Below are 23,048 nucleotides of genomic sequence, written 5' to 3' on the forward strand. Positions count from 1 at the left end.
ATTACTGTCAGGATTTCCAGTTGCCCAGCTCACTCATTGCATAGAGGTGCTCGATGGCCTGGCGTGGCGACAGACTGTCGATATCCAGTCCCGACAGGTATTCCTGTAATGCATGACCCGGTGCGAACAGATCCAGTTGAGGGCTTGGCCGATTTTTCTGCAGGGTTACCTTCTCGTTGAGGTCGGTGTTCGGTGTGGCGGCCTCCGGCTGGTCTGGCGTGCTCTCATCCGCATTGCCGGCTCGCTGCTCCAGGGACGCCAGCCGCTGGCGAGCATACCCCAGTGCAGCTTCGGGCAGGCCGGCCAGTTCTGCTACCTGCAGGCCGTAGCTTCGATCGGTTGCACCCTGCTTGATGCTGTGCATGAAAATGATCCTGCCTTCGTGTTCAACCGCGTCGAGGTGCACGTTTTCGATATGGGGGTGCATCTCAGCCATGGCTGTCAACTCGAAATAGTGCGTGGCAAACAGGCACAGTGCCTGATTCTTCTCCGCCAGATGTTCTGCACAGGCCCAGGCCAGCGACAAGCCATCATAGGTGCTGGTACCGCGCCCGACTTCGTCCATCAACACCAGACTGTTGGCGGTGGCGTTACGCAGTATATGTGCGGCTTCGGTCATTTCCACCATGAACGTGGATTGACCACGAGCCAGATCATCGGATGCGCCAATACGGGTGAAGATACGGTCGATCGGACCGATGACCGCCCTGGATGCCGGTACTTGGCTACCGGTATGGGCAAGCAGGGCTATCAGTGCGGTCTGGCGCATGAAGGTCGATTTACCCCCCATGTTGGGCCCGGTAATGAGCAGCATGCGGCAGTGTTCATCCAGATGCGTCGGGTTGGCTACGAAGGGGTCGTCGATCAAGGCCTCGATGACCGGGTGTCGACCCGCATCGATGCGAATGCCCGTCTCTTCGGTCAGCTCGGGACGGCACCAGTCATGCTCCACGGCGATACGGGCAAAGCTGTTGAGCACGTCCAGCTCGGCGACTGTCCGCGCCATGCCGCGTAGTGTGTCGAGTTCCTGTTTCACTGTGTCCAGGATCCCCGAGTACAATTCCCTTTCCCTGGCCAGCGCCTTTTCCCGGGCGCCGAGCACCTTGTCCTCATGTTCCTTGAGTTCGGGGGTGATGTAGCGCTCGGTGCTTTTCAGCGTCTGGCGGCGTATGTAATGAGGCGGGGGTTCGCTCTGGCGATTGGTTTCTATATAGAATCCATGGACACGGTTGTATCCGACTTTCAGCGAGCTGATGCCTGTTGCCTGCCGTTCACGTTGTTCCATCTGCGTCAGGTAATCGCTGGCATCGCCACTGAGTGAGCGCAATTCGTCCAGCTGGGCATCAAAGCCATCGGCAATGACTCCGCCGTCGCGCAGCACAACGGGTGGGTTCTCGTTCACGGCGCGTTTGAGAAACTCATCTGTGGTGACAGGTTGCTGCAGGGTTTCCAGTGTCGCAGTCAGTGCTGACCCGGCCGTACCGACATTGGCGTTTTCCAGCAAGGTGACGAGCTCAGGCAGATATTCCAGGCTCAATCGCAGTCGTTCCAGTTCTCTGGGCTGCGCGCTGCCCAGTAATACACGAGTCAGGATGCGCTCCATATCATGCATGCCGGACAGTATGGAGGCGATGTCGTTGCAGATCTCATCCTGCATCAGTGCCGCTACCCGATCCTGCCGATCGGCTATTCTTGCCCGGTCTCTGACCGGTTGTTGCAGCCAGGCACGCAGCTTTCGCGTTCCCATCGGGTTGGCGGTTCGATCGATGACGCTGAACAGTGTGTTGGATTCTTCCTGACGCGAATTTTCGACCAGTTCCAGATGGCGTCTGGTACCCGGGTCGAGAATGACCGTCTCCGAGGCGTTTTCCACGCGCAGATTGCTGACCTGCTCCAGGCTGTTGAGCTGTGTTTCCCGGGCGTAGCCCAGTGCCACGGCCGCTGCCCGGATGGCCAGCTCCAGATCATCGCAGCCGAAGGCTTCCAGGTTGCGCACCTTGAAGTGTCCGGTCAGCATTTTTCGTGATGCGCTGAGATCGAACAGCCAGGGCGCACGGCTTCGGCAGGTCAGCGCGGCAAATTCGCTCTGCAGTCGACTGTCTTCCGACAGCAACAGTTCGGCGGGGTCCAGTCGCGAGATTTCCGCTTGCAGACCGGTCAGGTCAGGTACCTGCATGACCGCCAGGTCGCCGGCTGCGACATCCAGCGCTGCAATGCCGTATCCATCCTTTGCAGAGCCTTCACAGACGCATACCAGCATGGCAACCGAACGGGCTGCCAGCAGCGATTCCTCGGTCAGTGTGCCGGGCGTGACCACGCGAACCACTTCGCGCGTGACCGGTCCCTTGTTGGTGACGGATCCGGTCTGCTCGCAGATGGCGACCGACAGGCCCATGCGAACCAGTCTGCCCAGGTAGTTGTCGGCAGCGTGATAGGGGATGCCTGCCATGGGGATGGGTTCGCCGCCACTCTTGCCGCGAGCTGTCAGGGTGATGTCCAGTAATTCGGCAGCGCGTCGCGCATCATCATAGAATAGTTCGTAGAAATCACCCATTCGATAGAAGAGGAGAGATTCGGGGTGTTTTGCCTTGATGCCCAGATACTGCTGCATCATGGGGGTATGTGTGCTCTGCGTCATGGTGCGTAGTGTACTCAGTGATTGCGCTGCTGACAGAGACACCGGAACGAGACAATGAAAGAAATTTCAACACAGGGCGATCAGCCTGCCGTTTTTGGCACACACACAGAGAAAAGTCGGCTGGTCGCCGAGTTGGCCGGGTTGCTGATGGAGTATGAGGCCACGATGACAACGGCGGAATCCTGTACAGGCGGACTGATCGCGGGGGCCCTGACCGACATGCCGGGCAGCTCCGCCTGGTTCGAACAGTCGGTTGTCACGTATTCGAATCATGCCAAGCAGCAGTTGCTTGGTGTGCCCGAGCTCATCTTCGAGCAGGACGGTGCTGTCAGCGAAGCCTGCGTATTGGCAATGGCGCAGGGGGCGCAACAGCGCAGTGGCGCTTTCGTGGCCGTGGCGGCCAGCGGGATTGCCGGTCCGGACGGGGCGGTACCGGGCAAGCCCGTGGGTACCGTATGGCTGGGTTGGGCGGTCGGAGAACAGTTATCGGCAGAGTTGTTGCATCTGCAGGGTGACCGTCTGGCTGTGCGCGAACAGGCGGTTCTGCACGCCTTGCGTGGTACCATCGCGCGAATCCGGAATCGGGAGTGACGTGAATAGCATGAAAATACTGGAAAGACGTTCCGGCTCGCTGGTGTCGGCCATGCTGCTGGCACTATCGCTGTGTCTGTCCGGTGCGGCCTGGGCACAACCGGAAGAACTGTCGGTGGACGAGCTGGAGAAGTACATCGCCGAACAGAAGGAGCTGCTTGAAGAGGTGCTTGCCAATCGCGACGCAACGGCCGAAAAGGCCGAGCAGGTGCGTCAGGCACTGGCAGAGCAGGAAGCTCGCAAGACTCTGGTCGAAGAGGAGCTGGAGACCCTGTGCCAGGAGCAGGAAGAGTTGCAGGCGGGCAGCTACGAAGAATGCAGACGGCAGCACGGTAACTGAAAATATTTACAGTCTTTTAACGGTCTGAAGGCCCAATACGCTTCCCAGTTGTGAAATAATCCGTTCATCGGACAGGTGCCATGGAGTGGCAGTTCCGCAATCGTATCGAACGGAGAACAAACCAGTGGACGACAACAAGAAAAAGGCGCTGTCTGCGGCGCTTGGCCAGATTGAAAAGCAGTTTGGCAAAGGCACCATCATGCGCATGGGAGACGATTCCGTCTCTCGAGATATCGATGTCATTTCCACCGGTTCGCTGGGGCTGGATCTTGCACTGGGCATAGGTGGTCTGCCACGCGGCCGCATCTGCGAAATCTACGGTCCCGAGTCCTCGGGCAAGACGACCATGACGCTGCAAGTCATCGCCGAATGCCAGAAGGCCGGCGGTACAGCGGCGTTTGTCGATGCCGAGCACGCCCTGGATCCCGTGTATGCACGCAAACTGGGTGTCGATGTCGACGAACTGCTGATCTCGCAGCCGGATACTGGCGATCAGGCGCTGGAAATCGTCGATATGCTGGTTCGTTCCAGTGCTGTCGATATCATCGTGGTCGATTCGGTTGCAGCGCTGACACCCAAGGCCGAGATCGAAGGCGACATGGGTGACTCGCACGTGGGTTTGCAGGCACGACTCATGTCGCAGGCGCTGCGCAAGCTGACGGGTAACATCAAGCGCACCAACACACTGGTCATCTTCATCAACCAGATCCGCATGAAGATCGGTGTCATGTTCGGAAGTCCGGAAACCACAACGGGCGGTAACGCGCTGAAGTTCTATTGCTCGGTTCGACTGGACATTCGCCGCATCGGTGCCATCAAGCGTGGTGACGAGATTGTCGGCAACGAAACGAGGGTCAAGGTCGTCAAGAACAAGATGGCTCCACCATTTCGTCAGACCGAGTTCGAGATTCTCTATGGGGAAGGTGTGTCCAGGGAGGGCGAACTGATCGATCTGGGAGTGCAGAACGGTCTGGTCGACAAGGCTGGGGCCTGGTACAGCTATAACGGTGATCGCATCGGGCAGGGCAAGGAAAACGTTCGCCGGCATCTGATTGAAAACCCTGATATTGCCAACGAGATTGACGAAAAATTGCGTGAAATCCTGTTACCCAAGCCGGATAGCATCAAGCGCGACAAGAGCGAGGAAGAAATCGAAGCCGAAGCGTGATCTGCAAGACACGCATCGTCATTCGAAAATCGTTTATTTTCACTAGCGACTGATGAGCCAATCGGAAACGCCTGAGGAGTTGGCACGGAAGGCTGCTCATCAGGCGTATGTAGCGGCCATTCGTCTGCTGGCAAAGCGCGATCACTCGACGGCAGAACTGACTCGCAAGTTGCAGCAGCGTGAGCATGATGAGCAGGCCATCGAGGAGGCACTGGCTGATCTGGTCAGTGCAAACTATCTGAATGATGCACGCTACGCGGAGTTGTATGCCGAGCAGCGCATGAATCATGGTTATGGGCCTTTGTCCATACGGTCAAAACTGGCGGAACGCGGGATCGACTCACATCTGGTGCAGCGAGCACTTCGATCATTGCAGGTGGATTGGAGCGAGCAGGCGGAAATGGCCATCGCCAGGCGCTTTTCGCCTCAGGACATTGCCGATACGGATCAGCAGGCTGTATCGCGAATCGCGCGTTTCCTGCAACGACGCGGCTATTCCTCCAGCGACGCTCTGCAAGGGCTCAGAAAACTGCGCAAAGAGCAGGCAAGATCGTCTGCAGGTTGATCGCATGCCCGGTTTTGCATGACCGATGACACCGCGCGGTACACGAGAGGCCGCGCTCCGGCTACACTATCGATCCTTTTGATTGTCCGTGGCCCGTCATGCCAGCTTCATTACCCGTTACTACCTCCCAGATTCGAGAACAATTTCTGCAGTTCTTTGCCAGTCAAGGGCATGAAATTGTGGCATCCGGCTCTCTGGTGCCGGGTAATGACAAGACATTGCTGTTCACCAATGCCGGCATGGTGCAGTTCAAGGATGTCTTTACCGGGGAGGAGGTCAGAGATTACAGTCGCGCGACGACGTCGCAGCGCTGTGTGCGTGCTGGCGGCAAGCACAACGATCTGGACAATGTCGGTTATACGGCCCGGCATCACACGTTTTTCGAAATGCTGGGCAATTTCAGCTTCGGAGACTACTTCAAGCATGACGCCATCGGTTTTGCCTGGTCATTCCTGACCGGAACGCTGGGGTTGCCTGCCGAAAAACTCTGGGTCACGGTTTTCGAAGAAGATGATGAAGCCGAGAGCATCTGGATCAACGATATCGGTGTGCCGGCCGAGCGGGTCATACGCATCGGGGCGAAAGACAATTTCTGGATGATGGGTGATACCGGTCCTTGTGGTCCCTGTTCGGAAATTTTCTACGATCACGGCGAAGACGTCTGGGGCGGTCCGCCGGGCTCACCGGAAGAGGATGGCGATCGATACATCGAGATCTGGAACCTGGTTTTCATGCAATTCGACCGTTCGGCCGATGGCACTCTGACGCCGCTGCCAAAACCCTGCGTGGATACAGGGATGGGCCTGGAGCGCATAGCCGCCGTCCTGCAGCATGTGCACAGCAACTACGAAATAGACCTGTTTGCGAACCTGATCAAGGATACCGCTCGCCTGCTGAATTGTCGGGACCTGGCAAATCCTTCGCTGCGAGTCATAACCGACCATCTTCGATCCTGTTCATTCCTGATTGTCGATGGCGTGCTGCCCAGCAATGAAGGCCGCGGCTACGTACTGCGCAGAATCATTCGCAGGGCGGCACGTCACGGCAACAAGCTTGGTGCTTCAGAGCCGTTTTTCCACAAACTGGTGTCATCACTGGTCCGGGAAATGGGGCAGGCCTATCCGGAACTGGCTGCCATGCATGCGGAAGTCGAACAGCAATTGCTGCGCGAGGAAGAGAGATTTGCAAAGACTCTGTCGGATGGGCTTGTCATTCTGGATGACGAGATTGCCGGCCTGCCCGACAAGACCATTCCGGGCAAGGTCATCTTCAAACTCTATGACACCTATGGTTTTCCTGCCGATCTGACCGGTGATATCGCTCGGGAGCGCGAGCTGGATGTCGATATGGAAGGCTTCGAGTCCTGCATGGAGGCGCAGCGGGCCAAGGCAAGAGCCGCGAGCAAGTTCGCCTCTCAGGGGCTTGATTTCCAGACCACGACAGCAAGCGAGTTTGTCGGATACAGCGAGAACGAATGCGAAGCACGCATTACCGAGATTTTCGTGGATGGTCAGTCCGTACAACGTATCGAACCGGGTCAGGACGGCTGGATAGTTCTGGACAGAACACCTTTCTACGGTGAGTCCGGTGGTCAGGTCGGTGATGTCGGAACGCTGAAGTCCAGTAGTGCAAGTGGTGAGCAGGCAGTGTTCGATGTCATCGACACACAAAAACAGCGTCAGGCTCATGCACACGCGGGCACCTTGTCAGGGGCAGCTGTTGCAGTGGGCGACAAGGTACACGCCTGCATCGACTCGACTCGCCGGCACAGCATCAGACAGAACCACTCGGCAACCCATTTGCTGCACGGTGCCTTGCGATCGGTACTGGGTACTCACGTCGAGCAGAAAGGCTCGCTGGTGAATGAAAAGCATCTGCGCTTCGACTTTTCCCACGACGAGCCTGTGACGGATGCACAGCGCGTCAGTATCGAAAAGTGGATAGACCGGGAAATCCGCGCCAACAGTCCTTGCGACACCCGTGAGATGTCGATGGAGGATGCCGTTGCCGAGGGGGCCATGGCCCTGTTTGGGGAAAAATACGGTGATGTGGTACGGGTGGTCAGACTTGGCGATCGCTCGGTTGAATTGTGCGGTGGAACCCATGTGCAGGCAACCGGCGAACTGGGCGGCGTCAAGGTGCTGACCGAAGGGGGAATTTCCACGGGTGTTCGCCGTATCCTGGCCGTCAGTGGCGAGGCCGCGCTGGAGTACTCGCAATCGCTGGAACATCAGCTCGAGGAAGTCGCCGGTGTTCTGAAGTCGCCCAAGAGCGATGTGCTGCCCAAACTCAAGCAGCTTCAGACCCGCAATCGTGAATTGTCTCGCCAGGTCGAGCAGTTGCAGGCGAGGCTGGCTGCCAGTGCCGGAAGTGATCTGGCAGCCGAGGCCGAATCCATCGGACAGTCCAGTGTGTTGCTGAAAGTGGTGGACGATGCAGATGCCAAGGCCCTGCGAACCCTGATGGACCAGTTGCGGCAGAAGCTCAGTGACAGCATTGTCGTGCTGGCGAGTGAAAAGGATGGCAAGGTAGCCCTGATTGCCACGGTTGCCGAATCCCGACATGACTCGATCAAGGCTGGTGAGTTGCTCAAGGAAGTGGCTGCCGTGATGGGCGGTCGTGGGGGCGGCCGGGCGGATATGGCGCAAGGTGGCGCAGACTCCCTGCAGAAGATCGATGAAGCCTTTGCTGCAGCGCGAGTAATGATCGAGTCTCGTCTCTCGGCCTGACGGCCAGAGGCGGAGAGTTTTTCAAACGGATTGGCTGCTTGTCTGCCAGTCGATCGAAACGAAGCAATCTGCTCGGGCAGGACGCCGGAGCATGCCGACAGGCCAGCTTCAACCGTTCACAGTTAGAGGTGTGCATTTTTCAATATGGCTTTTCTAGTCAAGAAATACGGCGGCACATCCGTCGGTAGTGTTGAACGCATTCAGCATGTGGCTCAGAGTCTGAAACAGGCTCGTGACGCCGGGGATGATGTGGTCGTGGTGGTCTCGGCAATGTCCGGTGAAACCAATCGTCTGGTCGGACTGGCACGCGAGGTCATGCCTGCCGTGGTCGATGTGCGAGAACTGGATGTACTGCTGGCCACGGGTGAACAGGTCACCATCGCACTGTTGTGCATGGCCCTGAAGGAGCTGGGTGTCGATGCCCGTTCCTACACGGGGGCTCAGGTCCGCATTTTGACAGACAAGAGTCACAGCAAGGCCCGTATCCTGGATATCGATACTGACCGCATCATGGGGGACATCGAGGCTGGGCGAGTGGTGGTCGTGGCCGGCTTTCAGGGTGTTGATGAGGATGGTGACATCACGACCCTGGGTCGAGGTGGATCGGATACCTCGGCCGTTGCCCTGGCTGCCGCTCTCAAATGCGATGAATGCCAGATCTTCACCGATGTGGACGGTGTGTATACAACCGACCCTCGGGTCGAGAGTCGCGCCCGTCGACTGGACAGGATCACGTTCGAGGAAATGCTGGAAATGGCCAGTCTCGGATCCAAGGTGTTGCAGATTCGAGCCGTGGAGTTCGCCGGCAAATACAATGTACCGTTGCGCGTGCTCTCGAGCTTCAAGCCGGGTGACGGCACCCTGATAACTTACGATGATGAGGAAAACACGATGGAACAGGCGCTAGTGTCCGGTATAGCGTTCGCACGGGATGAAGCGCAGATCACGGTAACCGGAGTGGCCGATTGCCCGGGGACAGCCTACGCAATCCTTGGACCGATATCCGATCTGAATATCGAAGTGGACATGATCATTCAGAATGTTGGTGCTGACGGTATGACCGACTTCACCTTTACCGTGCATCGCGACGAATACCAGCGGGTCATTGATTACCTGAAGAGCAACAACGAGGTGTTGGGTGCGGCCACGATTTCCGGTGATGATCGGATCGCGAAGTTATCGATAGTGGGGGTTGGCATGCGTTCTCACGCCGGTATTGCAAGTCGCATGTTCAAGAGTCTGGCAGATGCCGGTATCAATCTGCGTCTGATCACGACGTCCGAAATCAAGATCAGTGTGGTGATCGACGAAAAGTACATCGAACTCGGGGTGCGTGCCTTGCATGAGGAGTTCGGTCTGGCAGGTGAAGACGTGGTGGAGTCCTGATTCACGTTTCTCGATGCCGAAGGGTGTTGCAAGGTTTTACATGGTGACGTGTGTGTGACTCGATTCGAGCGCTGTTTTGACGCGCTGATATTCATGTTCACGTGCGTTCGTTGCGCAACTGTTAAATGTGAGGAGGTATCGGGGCCACCACGTAGAAACCACTCTATGAGCTGAGATAATTCCGATGAACCGAAAGGCAATTGCATTGTCTCTTTGGCGCAAGGAAAACGTAAACAGCGCGCTGGCATCTCGTCAGATCCGCTGCTGCACAGGAGCTTGTAGTATGTTGATTTTGACACGTAGAGTGGGTGAAACATTGATGATCGGTGATGAAGTGTCAGTCACCGTTCTGGGGGTGAAGGGCAACCAGGTACGCATTGGTGTCAATGCGCCCAAAGAGGTTGCCGTCCATCGGGAAGAGATCTACGCCCGTATCAAGAAAGAGCAGGAAGGATCAGCGGCGTCGGGAGACGTGAGCACTGATGCCAAGTCCTTTGCCGTGGAAGGTTGAATCACGATCACGTAATTGTGATAGTGATTGGCAGTCTGCAGCTCATTCGGAAATTGTTGAAGAAAAAGTTGAAAATAGTTGTCGCGATAGGTTGACGAGGGATCATTCTCCAACCATAATTCGCAGGTCGCAAAAACAACGCGCCCGTAGCTCAGTTGGATAGAGTACCTGGCTACGAACCAGGCGGTCGGAGGTTCGAATCCTTCCGGGCGCGCCAGTTTTTGAGTCATTGCAGTTTGTTCGTCAAGTTCGAAGGTTTGCTGCAATCATTGCTGTTCCGGGTTTACCGTTGCCCAGATTTTCAAGAGATTTATTTGTCATGCCAAGCTGCGTTTCGCAGCTTTTGCGTCTGGCAGACATCGATTCGGAGAGGTGGCCGAGTGGCTGAAGGCGCTCCCCTGCTAAGGGAGTATACGTTTTAAAGCGTATCGAGGGTTCGAATCCCTCTCTCTCCGCCATTAGATACCCGGTACGTAAAGCCATGAGCGGCACTCGATTAGTCGGCGATGTGGGTGGAACCAATGCACGGTTCGCACTCCTGAATGATGATAATCAACCGGTATCCTCCAGTACCTTGAGCACCGGTGATTTTCCCAGTCTCGGCGCTGCTGTAACTACCTATCTGGCAGATCATGACATCGATCGGATCACGGCCGCTGCCGTGGCCGTGGCAACGCCGGTCACTGGCGATGCTGTCAAGCTGACCAACAACCACTGGTCTTTCTCCATCGAAGAGACGCGCAGGCAGCTGGGTATCGACACACTGCATGTCATCAACGATTTCACCGCTCTGGCCTTGTCCGTACCGCATTTGCCGGAAACGGAGTTGCTCAGGATTGGTGGTGGCAATGAAGTTCCCGATCACGCGAAAGCCATCATCGGTCCCGGAACGGGTCTGGGTGTCTCCGGTCTGATACCTTGTGGACAGCACTGGACGGCCCTGCAAGGCGAGGGTGGCCACGTATCCCTGAGTGTTCGTACCGCACGTGAACAGGCGGTGTACCAGGTGCTGGCCAAGCGTTTCAGGCATGTGTCGGCAGAACGGTTTCTGTCAGGTCCGGGCCTGGTGAACATCGTTGCAGCGTTACGCGACATCGATGGTTTACCGGAGCGCGATTATTCACCGGCAGACATCACGACGAATGGCATGGCAGCCGGCGCGGATTCGGAGCATGCGGCCTGCGCCGAGGCGCTCGCGATCTTCTGTCAGCTACTGGGCTCCTGTGCCGGCAATCTCGTCCTGACACTTGGCGCCGAGGGTGGTGTCTATGTCGGCGGCGGTATCGTGCCGCGACTGGGTGAGTTCTTTGTCCGATCAGGCTTCCGTGAACAGTTCGAAGCCAAGGGCCGAATGCAGGGTTATCTCGAGAGAGTTCCCAGTTTTGTCATCCAGTCACCTTACCCTGCACTGGTTGGAGCGGCTCAACTGATCTAGACATCGAGCAGTGAGCTGCCCATCTCGATCATGACCCACGTTGTTGAGATGTGCACACCCTATGATGTCTGGCCTGCTATCTGTCCATTGTCTTTCCGCCTCTCCCTTCGAGAGTCCGCGCAAGAATCGGACGCCCATCATGATATCGGCGAAAACCGAAGGCTCGTGTCGCTGATCGGACACGCGAGTTCGACACCGGGTTCTCCCATTTCCGGTTTTCAGGCTGATCCGCCTCGCTGCGTTTCACGAATCAGGCAATGGATGGCAGTCACGATGTGTCCAGCGGTTGGTGACAGGCTAGAATAATGCAGGCAATCCGAGGTGGGTGTTGGCAAACCTGAAGGGGCCTTTCACAACAGACACTCACTGTCTCTTCAACCGGGAATCCTCTGTCAGATGCTGATCAGATTGAAAGCTGTAACCCATGTCCTGCTGCTTTTGTTTCTGACGCCAGCGCAGGCCATCGAATTACCGGATGGCTTCGTTGATGAGTCCTTTCTGTCTGGTCTGGACGGGCAGATTACCGGGTTTGATGCTTCGGCGGTCGGGCGCATCTACATCAGCGAAAAGGCCGGTGTCGTACGCGTTGTGCGCAACGGGCAGTTGCTCGCCGAGCCGTTTCTGGATATCAATGAGATCGTGAACGACCGGGTCGATCGCGGCATGCTGTCAGTTGCCGTCCATCCGGATTTTCCGATGACTCCGTATGTGTACGTGTTGTATACCTACGATCCACCGGAACTGGTCAGCGAAGGGCTGACCGGGCCGGGAGTGCAGGATGGTAATGGCAATCGCGTCTCGCGACTGGTCAGATATACGGCCGATGCCGACAGTGACTACAATGTTGCATTGCCGGGTAGTGAGAAGATCATTCTGGGTCAGAACAGTACGTTCGAAAACATCGGTAATGCGGAAGATCGTTTCGACACGCTGACACCCTCCTGTGGAGACATAGGCAATCCGGTGCAGGATTGCCTGCCCGTGGACGAGGACTCGCATACCATTGGTGCGCTGCGTTTTGCTGCAGATGGTTCCCTGTATGTCAGCAACGGTGATGGGGCGAGTTACCGCACCTACGAACCATTCACGCAGATGACCTTCGATCTGGACAGCCTGCGTGGCAAGATCCTGCGGGTGGATCCGGATACGGGCGAAGGTTTGCCGGATAACCCCTATTACGATGGCAACCCTGCCAGTAACCGTTCGCGCGTACTCGCGTATGGCTTGCGCAACCCTTACAGCATGACCATTCACCCCTTGACCGGTGAGCCTTACGTGGGTGAGGTGGGCGAGGAGGCCTGGGAGGAGATCAATGGTGGAGCAGCTCGCAATTTCGGATGGCCCTGTTTCGAGGGTGGGCGTGATGGTAACGAGCGCCAATCGGGGTTCGAGCCACTGGACTTCTGCCAGGATCTCTATCAGTCCAGTGAGATCATTGAGGCGCCTCTGTTGAGTTGGGAACATGCAGAGACCGGCAACAGTGCCATGGTGGGTGATTTCTATTTCGGCGAAGTATTTCCTGCCGAATATACCGGTCAATTGTTCTATGGCGATTTCATCCAGGGCTGGATGCGCGTGGCCGATGTGAGTGATGCAGACAACGTGAGCAGCTCCGCTTTTGCCACCGATATGCTTCCGATGACCGAAATCCGAGTGGGGGATGATGGTGCCATCTATTACGCCAGCATCACCACAGGTGAGATTCGGCGAATTCGTTATGTCGGAACCGATGATGGGGCGGACGGTGAGCAGGGTGGCTCGACGGGAGGTGATTCTGACGGCGATGCCGACAATGGCGCTGAAACTGTCAAACCGGTGGTTGTCGGGGCATTGTCGATGCTATGGGTGTTCCTGCTGGCCCTGATCCATGGCTGCCGACGATTGAGCAGGCAGGGTGCTGCCAGGGTGTGGTTCAGGTCGTGACCTCGTTCCTGTTCTGCCGATGGTCAGTGGTGGCATGCTTGCTGTTCTCACTGGTGGCGTGTAGTGACGGTGTGCGGGTGGACTCGCAGGCAAGCGGTGGAACAACCTCTGCGGATGGAGCCGATACCGGTGATTTCGATGGCGGGGATGTTGCCGGCGGTGGAGGCACGGATGGCGATGGCAGCGATGCGGATGGAGGGACAGGGGCGTTGCCGGAGCTGGCCGTTCACGACGCTGGTTTTACCGGCACCTACTATTCCGGCGCAGAGCAGTGTGCCAGCTGTCACGATGATCTGCCGGATGCAAGCGGTAACCTTGTCTCGATGGCCAGTGACTGGTCCAGCAGCATGATGGCCAACTCCGCACGTGATCCTTACTGGATGGCCAAGGTGGCAGCCGAGGCCAGGCGCAACCCGCATTTGCAGGATTCACTGGGTGACACCTGTTCGCGCTGTCACGCCCCGATGGCCAATGACACGGCGCGCAAGGATGGCCTGACTCCATCATTGGGGGATGGGGGGCTGCTGGATGAGGATAATCCCCTGTTCGATCATGCCATGGACGGGGTGAGTTGCACCTTGTGCCATCAGATCGATGACGATGCCGTTCTGGGCACACCGCAAGGGCATTCGGGTAACTTCAATGTGCTGGTGCAGGCCAACCCGGCGGAGCGTCCCGCCTACGGCCCCTACTCGGACCCGAACGGAGTACTCATGCAATCGCAGGTACGGTTCAATCCGGTATTCGGGGCCCACATGAGCGACTCCGCGGTCTGCGCATCCTGCCATGATCTGGTGACACCCGCGGGGGGCCATCAGGCGGGGGCGGCGGTTACCTTCTTCCCGGAGCAGATGGTGTTCTCCGAATGGAGAAACAGTGTGTATGCGAGCGAAGGAGACTCCGGGCGGACGTGTCAGGCCTGTCACATGCCGGTCGTACCGGGTGAGATGTTACTGGCCAATCGAGGCGGCGGTGTGCCTAGAGAAGGGGTGTCAAGGCATACGTTTCTTGGCGCGAACACGGTCATGCAGAGCATGCTCATGACCCATCGAGAGTCGTTGGGTATTGCCGTGCCCGCGGCCCGATTCGCAGAATCCATCGAGCGCAATCGCGCCTTTCTGCAGGAGGCGGGCGAGGTGGAGATCACCGATAGTTCGATAAGCGGCGGAATTCTGGAGACCCACCTTGTGATTCGCAACCAGACGGGACACAAATTGCCCAGTGGCTTTCCATCAAGGCGTGTTCATGTCCATTTCCTGGTCCTGAATGAGGCCGGTGATGCTGTATTCGAGTCCGGTGCCTTGAACGATGATGGAAGTATCGATGGCTTGGTGTCGGACGCTGACAGCAGTCAGTATGAGTTGCATCATGACCTGATCGACTCCCCCGACCAGGTCCAGGTCTATGAGGCCATCATGGGCGACTCGGCGGAGCAGGTTACTCACACCCTGATGCAGGCAACGCGGTATGTGAAGGACAATCGTCTGCTGCCCAGCGGCTTCGACAAGGCATCGGCTCCCGATGACATCATGACAGTGGGTCAGGCGAACACGGATGACAATTTCCAGGCCGGGGGCGATGAAATCGTCTATCGGGTCGTGCTACCTGCCGATGGCGAATACACGGTGATTGCCGAGCTGGTCTATCAGCCGCTGGCATTTGGCCACATTCAGGATCTGTTTGAAGATGCCGATCTCGATGCGGTTGATCGGTTCAGGACCCTGTTCGATGCAACCGAGTTGAAGGCCGAAGTCATTGACAGTGCCACGATAACGGTTCGTCAGGTACAGTGAACGTGTAGTCACTGCCTGCAAGACAAGTCCCGGTCCAACTGGCTGGACCGGGCAGTCTGGACCTCTGTCTCAGTTCTTCAGTAGTGCGTCGAGCCGATCTGCGGTTGCTGAAATGATGCTGGAGCATGACCCGCCATTCTCGGTGGAGCTTGTTGCTCCGGTTTGCAGGTCGACGCTGCAGCTGAAAAAGCCGGCAAGCGCGTTTTCGTCGTTGTCGATGTGCAACAGGGTGTCGTCAATGGCGTACTGGAGAACGGCTCCTGCGTAAACCAGAACCGGACGTCGCTCACCTTCGGGCAAGACCCATTCAGAGTTGAGCATCAGCGAGGCACTCTGTAGCAGGCAGTTGTTGCTGTTACCTGCGGACAGACTGGCGTGGCAGCTGTCCATGTCGTAAAAGGCGGCCTCGGCGAGGCGCAAGGGAATGTCGTTGATGGCCAATGGAGTTGCACAGTCGATGGCAGTCAGCTGTTCACCAAAAGCCGGATCGTAAGCGCCCAGGCAGGTTTCTTCCTGTTCAGTCAGTTCGATACCGGAGCTCAAGCGTTCGTTGAGATCGAGAAGCGTGTTTCCGACGTGCAGATGAAGATCGTTCAGTAGCCGCTCCAGATCACTGCCGGCCTCGACAATCGGCTTCAGCATGTCAGGGTCATCGGTTCCCGGATCGCCACCGGTGTCAGTGCCACTGGTATCCGAGCCGGTATCACTGCCGGTGTCAGTGCCGCTGGTATCCGAGCCGGTATCACTGCCGGTGTCAGTGCCGCTGGTATCCGAGCCGGTATCACTGCCAGTGTCGCTGCCGCTGGTATCCGAGCCGGTATCACTGCCGGTGTCGGTACCGCTGGTATCCGAGCCGGTATCACTGCCGGTGTCGTTGCCGCCGGTATCCGAGCCGGTATCACTGCCAGTGTCAGTGCCGCCGGTATCCGAGCCGGTATCCGCGCCGGTATCGCTGCCGGTGTCGGTGCCACTGGTATCCGCGCCGGTATCGCTGCCAGTGTCGGTGCCACTGGTATCCGAGCCGGTATCACTGCCAGTGTCGCTGCCGCCGGTATCCGAGCCGGTATCGCTGCCGGTGTCAGTGCCGCTGGTATCCGCGCCGGTATCGCTGCCGGTGTCGGTGCCGCCGGTATCCGAGCCGGTATCACTGCCGGTGTCGGTGCCGGTGTCGGTGCCGGATCCATCGGTACCGGACGGATCGTCCAGCAGACCACCGTCGGAGCTGGTGGAGGAGCCACCACAGCCACTGAGCAGTGCCGCCAGAAATACGGTCGACAACAGGAGTCTGGAATTCGACAGATTCATAAAAACAACCGGAACGATGTATGGTGATTGAGTAAAGATACGCCACAACGCCTTATCTGTACATGTAACGACACTCGCTATCACAATTGCTAGCATGTGCTGGCGCGTCAAAGGCTCTGATGGTCTAATGCGCAAGGCAGTTATGTGAACTTTACCGCAGGTAACACGGCTCGGGAGCAGCACTCAGATTATGGCAACAGTCATCGACGGAAAGGCATTTGCGCAGCAACTCCGCAACGACTTGAAGGATGAAGTAACAGCGCTGAAGGCCGAACACGGACTGACGCCCGGGCTGGCTGTGGTGCTGGTTGGAGAAGATCCCGCCAGTCAGGTGTATGTACGTAACAAGGCCAGGCAGACGGTGGAGGTCGGCATGCAGTCCTTCGAACACCGGTTGGATGCGGATACCGATCAGCAGACCCTGCTGGATCTGATCGAGCAACTCAATGACGACGATGCGGTACACGGTATTCTTGTTCAGCTCCCCTTGCCCGGGCACATCGATGAATCAAGGGTCATCAATGCCGTCAGTCATGACAAGGATGTTGATGGATTTCATCTGATCAACGTCGGACGTCTGAATACCGATGGCGGTGGTGTCGTGCCCTGTACACCGCTGGGTTCCCTGATGATGCTCAAGTCGCAGTTGGGTGATCTGTCCGGTCTGCATGCCGTGGTTCTGGGCAGATCCAATATCGTCGGCAAGCCGATGGCAGCCTTGCTGCTGCAAGCGAATTGCACCGTGACAGTCGCCCATTCACGAACCCGGGATCTGGAATCCCTGTGCCGAAGCGCCGACATTCTGGTGGCGGCCGTGGGGCGGCCGCGTATGGTGCCTGGTGACTGGATCAAGCCCGGTGCCACGGTCATCGATGTCGGCATCAACCGGATAGAGGAAGACGGGAAAACGCGCCTGGTGGGTGATGTCGACCATGCCTCAGCGGAACCTGTCGCGGGAGCGATCACGCCCGTGCCGGGCGGTGTGGGCCCGATGACCATTGCCTGTCTGCTTCACAATACGGTGCAGCAGGCTCGGCGCATAGCAGGAATTTCGGAAGACTGAGACAAACAGGCAGTGCCGGGCATTGCCCACGGGCCAGGCGGTGTCCGGCACACTGGCGAATGCCCGAATGCCCGAATGCCCGAATGCCCGAATGCCCGAATGCCCGAATGCCCGAATGCCCGAATGCCCGAATGCGCCGAGGCGGTTAACGCGTCAGTGATCGTATGCCATCACTAGATGCGAATACCACTCTGCGCACCGGGCCCCAGGGGAATGACGGCATCGGTCATCCACATGCCATCGAATTCCCCGCCGCGTTGCCGGCTCAACTGAAAGCCATATCCGTTTTCCCGGCCGTCGGGTGTGGATAGCCAGACTGCCTGCAAAGCCTGATCGTCCTGCACCTGCATGGGCGTATAACGGGCGCGAACGTGATTGAGCATGTCAGGAAACCCGCGTTTGATCATGTTGCTGAACCGGGCCAGGGGACCGGTACTCGCCCGATTGGCGGGGGAGGCGAAGCGGTAAACCGTGGCGATACCGGAGTCGCTGGCCGGGTCGTTCGATTGCAGCGCTCCGATGATGATACTGACCACCTGTTCAGGTGCATGCTCCCTGTCCGGTGCGGCGATGGCGGTATCGGCAGTGGCCAGCGAGGCTTGCAGAGCCATCAGAATAGTCACGCAAACAGCGATGAGAATCTGTCCTGTGGTTGTCCGAGCGCAAGGCGCGATCGTTTGCAGGGAGTATGCGGGCATCAAGACGGAACCTCCGGCGTGAATGTCAGGCGACTGGATATGTTCTCTTGTACGTGTCGAGTGGTCCGTTCGGACTTCCCGGTCATGCCATCCGGAATTGCCTGATGTAGTTGCAGATCTGGCGACCGGCTTCGACCAGTTGCTGGCCGTCGACACACAGACCGATCCGCACCAGATAGCGTCCGCCGGGGCCGAAGCCATCGCAGGGCAGCACAGACACGTTCTGCGTTGCCAGTAGTCCCATGGCGAAGTCGTGAGCCGTTGTGCCAAGGGCCTCCACGTCAAGCAGGACAAACATGCCTTGCCCTGAATCCAGCAGCGTGGCCGGTGCCGTGTCCTGAAGGTGCTCGAGCAGCAGTGTCCGTCGATGTTGCATGACCGAGCGTACCGTCTGCGGCGTACTGGCGGCGTCGCGAATGGCAACGGCTGCGGCGTCCTGGATGAACGGCGGTAGACCGTAATGCATGCACACCGACAACCTTGCCAGGTGTTCGGACAGTTCGCCGGGCCCGATGGCCCAGCCCACCCGCCAACCCGTCATGCGATGCGACTTCGACAGGCTGCCAACGGTAATCAGTATACATTCTGCCCCGCGGACATGATGTGGCAAGGCCACCGAGCCCTGAGCGACCGTGTCCAGGTAGACCGTATCGAATACCAGCCAGATATCGTCTGCCAGACAGCGTTCCACCAATTGTCGGATCAGGTCCTGCGAATAGCAACTTCCCAAGGGGTTGTTCGGTGCGTTGAGTACCACGGCACGGGTGCGCGGGCTGATGGCGTCGAGCAGTTCCTGCACCTCAAGCTCATGGGCATTGCCGGCGCTCACCTGCACGGTCACCACAGTCGCACCCGAGGCGCCGAAGGTGGCCGCATAGGTGGTGTAGTAGGGAGCAACGAGTACAACTTCATCACCGGGTTCCAGCAAGACCTGAGCGACGGAATACAACGCGTTCTGGGCACCGGTACATACCGTGACTTCATCGCTGCCAACGGCCTGACCGGTCAGTGATTCGTGATAGCCGGCGATGGCCTGGCGCAGGTGTAGTTCGCCTTTCATGTCGACGTAATGATGCCTGCCTTTTCGCAGGCTATCGATGGCCTTGTCCACCACGAGCTGGGGTGTGGTCTCATCCGTCTCCTGACCGATGCTCAGCATGGTTATCCTGTCCCCTTGCGCCACGCGTTGCATGGCGAGGCTGTGCACGGCCCAGGGATCCACCGGTGTCTCTCCGGCAGGGTTGTCATTGAGGATTCGGCGAGTCAGGGAGGAATATTTCATGTTCTCCAGTATAAGGCTGTTGCACGCTCACGGGCCATCTTTGCCAATCGAGACAGTCATGCCGGCAAGTAGGCGGCGCGTATCACCATCCGCAGTGGTCCACCGGTCTGCCCGGCGTTGAAGGGGTAGCAGGTTACAAGTACCAGGCCCGGGGATTGGCTTGCAATGCTCAGGCTTTGACGGCGTGTATCCACGATCTGGCTGTCCAGCATCCGGTAGTGGTGTGTGCCGCCGTCGAGCGTCTCCAGCAGAATCGATTCACCGGGCTCCAGGTGTTGCAGGAAGGCAAGATGCGTATCCCTGTGACCGCCGATGGCGAGCGTGGTTGAGCCTGCCCGAGCCGGATCGCCGGCGACCAGGCCGGGTCCGAAAGCCATGGCTTCCCCGGATGCGTCGCTGAGGACGATGAGTGACTCGTTCATGGCCGGAATCGTCAGGCGAGCCACCGTACTGACATCGGCCCATTGCCAGGGCTTGACGGCTCTTTCAAGGTGCCGGCTGGATTGCCATGCAATGTCCAGCAGGTGCTGGGCCAGCCTGGCCTTGCCTGCCATCCAGACAGCAGAGGCTGCACTCATCAAGGCTGCCGATAATGCAAGCCAGGATATTATCCGGAGTATTCGTCTGCTGCTCATGAGTCAGTGAATTTTCCGAGACAGTGGCAGAAGGGAACATCCCGTCAGGCACAGAAACAGACTGACCCACAAGAGCGTATCGACACCGGCAGCACCCTGTGGCAGCTTGATGCCCATCATCAGACTGCCGTGCGGAAGACGGTTGGCGACGCTCGCAGCGGCAAGCGGATCTGTCAATGGGCGGCTGGGTGTCTGTTCCACGGCTATCAGGCTGGTGTAGGGCGTGACAAGCCCGGTGTGGATCGCCAGCTGCGTGATGGCCTCTCGGTTGCTTTCCGGGTCCGCTGCATGACGTTGTTCGTCTTCCAGAGCCGCAATCTTCTGACGTGCCCAGTGCATTGCCACGGATGGCGCGCTTGTCGGGATCGAAAGCTGAGGTGCAGTGGCGGCCTGGGCCAGCGTCAATGTCTGGGTGAATGCTTCCTCCCTGCGGACACCTGTCACGACGATTTCATCAACCTCATCGCTGAGCTTTCCTACCCACATGGCGGGTCTGTCGGCATACAAGTCCGGCACCGGTTGCGGGTAGATTTCTCCCTGGCCATGCGGGAAGTGGACGGCAATGTCGGTCAGCACGGGATAACGCAGCTTGTCGAGAAGTTCACTGATGGCATCCGCCGCCTCATGCTCGTTGCGAATGCTGACGCTGGCTCCGCGACCCGCCTCGGCCGCCTTGTCGAGAAACCAGCGGTTGGGTGCCGAACCGATGCCAACGGTAAACAGTCGGCTGTTACCCAGATTGCTGCGAATGTTTCGCAGAAGCGCGTCTTCGTTGCCGACACTGCCATCGGTGATGAACACGATCTGCTTCAGCCGATCGACACCGTGCTCCGCTTCAGTCGTGTGACGGTCCGTTACCCGCAGGGCATGGTTCAATGCGGCATCCATCTCCGTGCCGCCTTCCGCCTGTAGCCTGGCGGCAAATCGCTTCGCCTGTTGTTTGACTTGCTGTGTTGCAGCCAGTGACTGCTCGAACAGCGGGTAGTGCAGATCGTCGAAAGCCACGATGTTGAGCAGATCGTCCTCTGTCAGCCTGTCGATGGCGTAGACGAGTGCGTCCATGGCGGCGCGCATGGAAACCCCAGCCATGGAACCTGACTTGTCCAGCACGATGATGAGTTCACGAGCCCGCTGATCGTCGATCTCGAGCTGCTCGGGTGGGTTCATCAGCAATTGCACATAGCGCTCTCCCTCATGAAGACTGACGAAAGCCTGTGCACGCGTCGCCGGGTCGTACTGTGTCGGCCAGTTGATGATCAGATCCTGATTCATGGGCATGTCGTCTATCCGGAATCTCTGGTCGGAAGTTGGCACAAGGCTGACAGTGCCTGTCACGCTGTCAAAGTCCTCCAGTGGGTCAATGCTCAGTGTGACATCGAGTGTCGGTCCGCTCTTCTGCTCTGGTGCAATGAAGTCCGGTTGCAGGGCCTGTGCATGGACCGTGTCGTGAGTCAGGTATCGAGGGGTCAGAGTTGTAGGGATGATCAGGGACATCCCTTGTGCGGACAGCTGGACTGGCAGCATCACATCCAGGGTTACCCTGACGTCCTGTTCGGGCGCGATATTGGCGATCTGTAGTGTGAACAGATTGGGTCGCTGCTGTTCCATCAGACTGGCTACCTGACCGGCCTGCACGGCCTGCTCGAAATCGGATCTGGCCTGGTCACGGGGGCTGATTCTACCGAGTATGGTGCGTTCCCCCACGTGGATTCGCAGTCCGCGAATGGCTGCGTCCTCGGGCAGAGGGAACAGGTAACTGCCATTCAGCCACAGCTTGCTCGTGTTTCGGAAGGTCTGCTTCAGTGTCATGTTCGCCAACAGGCCCTGTACCTGCAGGTCCATGTCCGCATTCAATAAAAGGGCATCTGCATCCCCCTCCTGGTGGTGCAGGACAAGAGCGCCGCTGCCGTGATCGGTTGCCTGGCGGGCAACTTCAGGGGCGGCCTGACCCGGCATGCTGAAAAACAGGCAGGCCCAGCCCACAAAGGCTGGCAGAAGTCTGCCCCGCGCTCTTGCACTCCTTGCAGTCGCCCTCAGTGTAGGTGTCAAACGATGGCCATCTTGCGCGATGGGCATGTCGGCGTGGTCTTGAAAAGGATGCATGTCCGGATTGGCTGCTGTAGATTGTCAGGTTCCCAGTAGACACTCCCCGGGGGACATCACAGCGATGGACTCTGGAGCAATACAGATCAATTGTGATTGAAAATGACTGAGCCGACGACACTTCGACGCATCGTGCTGGTTGAGGATGAACCGGCGCTGCGTGACAACTACACACTGGCGCTGAGCAAGGCGGGCTATGATGTGCACGGTTTTGCAGATCCGGCGTCGGCTCTGGCAGCCGTCAGACAGAAACTGCCCGACGTTGCCATCATCGATATCGGTCTGGGGCGTGACAGCGAAGCAGGCTTCGAACTGTGTCGCAACCTGCGCGTGCTGTCGGCACGATTGCCGATCCTGTTCCTCACTGCCAGAGACAGCGAACTGGATGTGATCTCCGGGTTGCGCCTGGGAGCCGATGACTATCTCACCAAGGACATCAGTCTGGCTCAACTGGTCGCACGGGTGAGCACGGTGTTACGGCGCGTCGAGGCTTTCAGTCAACCAGAGGATGAAGAACCGATACGCTCGGTTGGTCGACTGGAGCTCAATCAGTCCCGTCTGGTGGCCAAGTGGCAAGGAGACGTGGTTGATCTGACCGTCACCGAGTACTGGCTGATCGATTGCCTGGCACGCAATCCGGGTCAGGTTCGCAGCCGGCAACAGTTGATGGATGCAGCAAACCTGGTGCTGGATGATCAGACCATCACTGCTCACATCAAGCGTATTCGTGCCAAGTTCAATGGCATTGACAAGGACTTCGCCGGCATTCAGACAGTGTATGGCCTCGGGTATCGCTGGACGGACAGTCAGCTGGACTAGCCTCGATGAGACATGAATCCACGACCAGAAATCGCTGAAACCGATTCGACGGACGCCCGGGAGC

18 protein-coding genes and 2 tRNA genes are annotated in these 23,048 nt (G+C 58.0%); 14 read left to right on the forward strand and 6 right to left on the reverse strand.

Annotated features, from left to right (window positions below; genetic code table 11):
- Nucleotides 1-7: 7 nt before the first annotated feature.
- Complete coding sequence (gene mutS / locus ACUNV4_RS06915) at nt 8-2,638, reverse strand: DNA mismatch repair protein MutS (RefSeq protein ID WP_430877774.1); 2,631 nt, start codon at nt 2,636-2,638, stop codon at nt 8-10.
- A gap of 54 nt (nt 2,639-2,692) precedes the next feature.
- Here mutS and ACUNV4_RS06920 point away from each other — a divergent pair, with 54 nt between their 5' ends.
- The 12 genes from ACUNV4_RS06920 to ACUNV4_RS06975 all read left to right on the forward strand — a co-directional run bounded on the left by ACUNV4_RS06920 (nt 2,693) and on the right by ACUNV4_RS06975 (nt 15,079).
- Nucleotides 2,693-3,229 carry a CinA family protein gene (locus ACUNV4_RS06920; RefSeq protein ID WP_430877775.1) on the forward strand — a complete coding sequence of 179 codons (537 nt, stop codon included), beginning with the start codon at nt 2,693-2,695 and terminating at the stop codon, nt 3,227-3,229.
- A gap of 1 nt (nt 3,230) precedes the next feature.
- Entirely contained in the window at nt 3,231-3,569 is a 339-nt protein-coding gene (locus ACUNV4_RS06925) for a hypothetical protein (protein WP_430877776.1), read from the forward strand.
- Nucleotides 3,570-3,693: 124 nt separating this feature from the next.
- On the forward strand, nt 3,694-4,737 hold the full coding sequence (gene recA, locus ACUNV4_RS06930) for a recombinase RecA (RefSeq protein ID WP_430877777.1): 1,044 nt from the start codon (nt 3,694-3,696) through the stop codon (nt 4,735-4,737).
- A 52-nt stretch (nt 4,738-4,789) separates the two neighbouring features.
- A complete protein-coding gene (locus ACUNV4_RS06935; protein WP_430877778.1) occupies nt 4,790-5,302 on the forward strand; it encodes a regulatory protein RecX in 513 nt (170 codons plus the stop codon).
- Nucleotides 5,303-5,400: 98 nt separating this feature from the next.
- Entirely contained in the window at nt 5,401-8,031 is a 2,631-nt protein-coding gene (alaS, locus tag ACUNV4_RS06940; protein ID WP_430877779.1) for an alanine--tRNA ligase, read from the forward strand.
- A 144-nt stretch (nt 8,032-8,175) separates the two neighbouring features.
- Nucleotides 8,176-9,417 (forward strand): aspartate kinase, encoded by a 1,242-nt coding sequence (locus ACUNV4_RS06945; protein WP_430877780.1) that lies wholly within the window; start codon nt 8,176-8,178, stop codon nt 9,415-9,417.
- Between the two features lie 283 nt (nt 9,418-9,700).
- Nucleotides 9,701-9,928: a carbon storage regulator CsrA gene (gene csrA / locus ACUNV4_RS06950; protein WP_430877781.1), complete on the forward strand. Its 228-nt coding sequence runs from the start codon at nt 9,701-9,703 to the stop codon at nt 9,926-9,928.
- 140 nt (nt 9,929-10,068) lie between these two features.
- Nucleotides 10,069-10,145 (forward strand) — tRNA-Arg (locus ACUNV4_RS06955).
- A gap of 149 nt (nt 10,146-10,294) precedes the next feature.
- Nucleotides 10,295-10,386, forward strand: a tRNA-Ser gene (locus tag ACUNV4_RS06960).
- Nucleotides 10,387-10,409: 23 nt separating this feature from the next.
- Nucleotides 10,410-11,363: a glucokinase gene (locus tag ACUNV4_RS06965; protein WP_430877782.1), complete on the forward strand. Its 954-nt coding sequence runs from the start codon at nt 10,410-10,412 to the stop codon at nt 11,361-11,363.
- 396 nt (nt 11,364-11,759) lie between these two features.
- On the forward strand, nt 11,760-13,286 hold the full coding sequence (locus ACUNV4_RS06970) for a PQQ-dependent sugar dehydrogenase (protein ID WP_430877783.1): 1,527 nt from the start codon (nt 11,760-11,762) through the stop codon (nt 13,284-13,286).
- A gap of 38 nt (nt 13,287-13,324) precedes the next feature.
- On the forward strand, nt 13,325-15,079 hold the full coding sequence (locus tag ACUNV4_RS06975) for a hypothetical protein (protein WP_430877784.1): 1,755 nt from the start codon (nt 13,325-13,327) through the stop codon (nt 15,077-15,079).
- 69 nt (nt 15,080-15,148) lie between these two features.
- Here ACUNV4_RS06975 and ACUNV4_RS06980 read toward each other — a convergent pair whose 3' ends face one another.
- Nucleotides 15,149-16,384, reverse strand: a complete 1,236-nt coding sequence (locus ACUNV4_RS06980; protein WP_430877785.1) for a hypothetical protein — start codon at nt 16,382-16,384, stop codon at nt 15,149-15,151.
- Nucleotides 16,385-16,574: 190 nt separating this feature from the next.
- Between ACUNV4_RS06980 and folD the strand changes: the two genes are divergently transcribed.
- Nucleotides 16,575-17,447, forward strand: a complete 873-nt coding sequence (folD, locus tag ACUNV4_RS06985; protein WP_430877786.1) for a bifunctional methylenetetrahydrofolate dehydrogenase/methenyltetrahydrofolate cyclohydrolase FolD — start codon at nt 16,575-16,577, stop codon at nt 17,445-17,447.
- Nucleotides 17,448-17,620: 173 nt separating this feature from the next.
- On the opposite strand, the gene ACUNV4_RS06990 is transcribed toward folD, so the two are convergent.
- The 4 genes from ACUNV4_RS06990 to ACUNV4_RS07005 all read right to left on the reverse strand — a co-directional run bounded on the left by ACUNV4_RS06990 (nt 17,621) and on the right by ACUNV4_RS07005 (nt 22,138).
- The gene (locus ACUNV4_RS06990) at nt 17,621-18,058 is read right to left on the reverse strand and encodes a DUF4864 domain-containing protein (RefSeq protein ID WP_430877787.1); all 438 of its coding nucleotides are present in this window, start codon (nt 18,056-18,058) and stop codon (nt 17,621-17,623) included.
- Nucleotides 18,059-18,227: 169 nt separating this feature from the next.
- The gene (locus tag ACUNV4_RS06995; RefSeq protein ID WP_430877788.1) at nt 18,228-19,427 is read right to left on the reverse strand and encodes a pyridoxal phosphate-dependent aminotransferase; all 1,200 of its coding nucleotides are present in this window, start codon (nt 19,425-19,427) and stop codon (nt 18,228-18,230) included.
- A gap of 56 nt (nt 19,428-19,483) precedes the next feature.
- A complete protein-coding gene (locus ACUNV4_RS07000; RefSeq protein WP_430877789.1) occupies nt 19,484-20,062 on the reverse strand; it encodes a class GN sortase in 579 nt (192 codons plus the stop codon).
- A 3-nt stretch (nt 20,063-20,065) separates the two neighbouring features.
- Complete coding sequence (locus ACUNV4_RS07005) at nt 20,066-22,138, reverse strand: VIT domain-containing protein (protein WP_430877790.1); 2,073 nt, start codon at nt 22,136-22,138, stop codon at nt 20,066-20,068.
- Between the two features lie 129 nt (nt 22,139-22,267).
- Between ACUNV4_RS07005 and ACUNV4_RS07010 the strand changes: the two genes are divergently transcribed.
- On the forward strand, nt 22,268-22,984 hold the full coding sequence (locus ACUNV4_RS07010; RefSeq protein ID WP_430877791.1) for a response regulator: 717 nt from the start codon (nt 22,268-22,270) through the stop codon (nt 22,982-22,984).
- The last annotated feature ends 64 nt before the right edge of the window (nt 22,985-23,048 follow it).

The sequence above is a fragment of the Granulosicoccus sp. 3-233 genome (assembly GCF_052681095.1).